Consider the following 2,271-nt stretch of genomic DNA (forward strand, 5'->3'; position numbering starts at 1 on the left):
GGTGATCTGGCTGCCCATTTCGCGGGTGTGCAGCGGGTGCCGCCAGAGTTCGGACAGCGGGGTTTTGCTGCCGTTCAAGGCCTTGTTCTGGCGCAGGCAGGCCGCCACCTCGGCCTGGCAGCAGGGTACCAGCACCATGGCGCGGGCGTTCTTTTGCAGGCCAAAGGCAATTGCGTCATCAGTGGCGGTGTCGCAGGCGTGCAAGGCGGTGACCACGTCGATGCGCTCGGGTAGCAGGGCCGACTGGGTGGATTCGGCCACGCTCAGGTTGAGGAAGGACATGCGGCCAAAGCCCAGGCGCGCGGCCAGTTCTTGCGACTTGGTGACCAGCTCGGCCCGGGTCTCGATGCCGTAGATATGTCCTGCACCCAGCGCTTTGAAGTACAAGTCGTAAACGATGAAGCCCAGGTAGGACTTGCCCGCGCCATGGTCGGCCAGGGTCAAACCGGTGCTGCTGGCGGGCAGCTCGCCCAGCAACTTTTCGATGAACTGGAACAGGTGGTAGACCTGCTTGAGCTTGCGCCGCGAGTCCTGGTTGAGCTTGCCGTCGCGGGTTAGGATATGCAGCTCTTTGAGCAGCTCGACAGACTGGGCGGGGTCGATTTCGGGCGGCAGCGCAGGTGCGGTTACCGGTTTATTTTGGGGGGTCTTCATCGGGTGATTTTCCCACGCCCAGGGCATCCCAACCATTTTGCCCCAGCGCCTCCATCGTCGCCTTGTTGCGCTCGAAGATGGCTTCGGCCTCGGGGAAGGCGGCCACGGCGCGGTCGATGCTGGCCTCGCGCAGCAGGTGCAGGCAGGGGTACGGAGCGCGGTTGGTGTAGTTGGTGATGTCGTTGGCATCGGTGCCGCCGAACTGGAAGCCGGGGTGGAAGCTGGCGATCTGCACCATGCCTTCCAATTTCATCTTGCGCAGCACACGGTTGGCAACGCCCAGAAAATCGTTGTACTCCAGAAAATCGGCCAGCACCTTGGGTGCTATTAAAAGCGTAGTGTCTCGCGCAGACGCTTCATGGGCTAGAAGCTCTTTTAGCTCACGAATCAAGTCTTGGCGTAAAGCCTCGGCATCGGTGGCTGCGCTCACCGCGTAGTGGATCTGGCCCTTGGTGTGCACGGCTTTGGCGAAGGGGCACAGGTTCAGGCCGATCACGGCGCGCTCCAGCCAGCGGCGCATGTCGTCGATCACGGTCGCATCAGAGGAGGCCATGGCTTAGCGCAGGAAGCGACTAGGCTGGGCCACCAGCAGGCGGGCCAATTCGTCCAGCACACCCAGGTTGATTTCGGAAGTAGGCAACTGGGTGGTGTGCACCTCGAAACCGGTGGCATTGCTGAGGCGGAACGCAAAGCAGGACTGGTCGTGGTCGGGGGTGATGCGCACGCTGCCCAACAGCTCGGTGGTGTACTCAAACCGGATGGCCAGCAGCTTATTGGTGTCGGGGTGGCGTTGCTCCAGGCGCTCGTGCTTCAAATGGCCCAACGCCAGCCGGGCTTCGACGCGCTCCAGCTCGGGGGGGAAGTTGACGCTCACCGCCGCCTTCACCGGCGGCCCCACCTGGGGCAGCACGCGCCAGCCCATGCCGATGTAGTCCGTCACGTCCACGCCGCCCATGTGGTGCAAGCGTTTTTGCCGCACGTCGCAGCGAAAGTCGGCCATCTTCATCGCGGGCCAGGGGGTTTTTCCGTCCAGCGTGAAGACGGGCGCGGGCGGGGTGATGACGTTGAGCTGCTGGGCCAAGTCGGCCAGGTAGTTGGCCACCGTCTGGCAGGCGGCCTCAGTCTGCACCACGCGGGCCTCGGCCGACATCTGGGTGGCATTTTGCTGGCTGCGCAGGGCGTGGGCCTGGGTCTTGAGTTGGTTCAGAAAACTCACGGGATGTCTCTTTGTTGTTTTTAGCCGAGTAACTTTTGGCCGGTCAGACGCTCATGTTCGCGGGCGGCAAAGCGGTCGGTCATGCCGGCCAAATAGTCGGCCACGACACGCGGGGTATTGGCGGCGGCCCGGGCGGCTCTTTCGGTATACGCGGGGGCCATTTCCTGCGGTGCGGCCAGGTAGGCTTTAAAGAGGTCTTGCACCATGGTTTGCGCTTGCGTGGTCATGGCCATCACCTGCGGGTGGCGGTACAGGTTTTTCATCAAAAAGCGCTTCAGTTCTAGCGACTGCGCCCGCATGGCCGGGCTGAAGCACAGCAGCGGCGCGCATTGGCGGGCAGCATCCACACTGTTCGGCTGGGCGGCCTGCAGGGCGGCCTGGGTGGCGGCGATCACGTCGTA

General features: G+C 63.3%; 3 protein-coding genes and 1 pseudogene. All 4 read right to left on the reverse strand.

All coding sequences use genetic code 11. The features are described 5' to 3' along the window. Positions 1-654, reverse strand: a 654-nt coding sequence (locus Q0T48_RS04380) for an SAM-dependent methyltransferase (RefSeq protein ID WP_295952952.1), incomplete at its 3' end; no start/stop codon positions are given. Continuing rightward, positions 635-1,207 (reverse strand): DUF1415 domain-containing protein, encoded by a 573-nt coding sequence (locus tag Q0T48_RS04385; protein WP_295952954.1) that lies wholly within the window; start codon positions 1,205-1,207, stop codon positions 635-637. The genes Q0T48_RS04385 and Q0T48_RS04380, both read right to left, overlap by 20 nt. Positions 1,208-1,210: 3 nt before the next feature. Beyond that, complete coding sequence (locus tag Q0T48_RS04390) at positions 1,211-1,870, reverse strand: hypothetical protein (protein ID WP_295952957.1); 660 nt, start codon at positions 1,868-1,870, stop codon at positions 1,211-1,213. Positions 1,871-1,890: 20 nt separating this feature from the next. Continuing rightward, positions 1,891-2,271 (reverse strand): annotated as a pseudogene (locus tag Q0T48_RS04395) (deoxyguanosinetriphosphate triphosphohydrolase); the annotation flags it as partial.

This window comes from Rhodoferax sp. (genome assembly GCF_025354435.1).
In the GTDB taxonomy this organism is placed as follows: Bacteria; Pseudomonadota; Gammaproteobacteria; order Burkholderiales; family Burkholderiaceae_C; genus Rhodoferax_B.

What these genes read in the sequence shown, in the direction of transcription:
- Q0T48_RS04385 (WP_295952954.1), bottom strand. Translation starts at nt 1,207, where the DNA reads ATGGCCTCCTCTGATGCGACCGTGATCGACGACATGCGCCGCTGGCTG.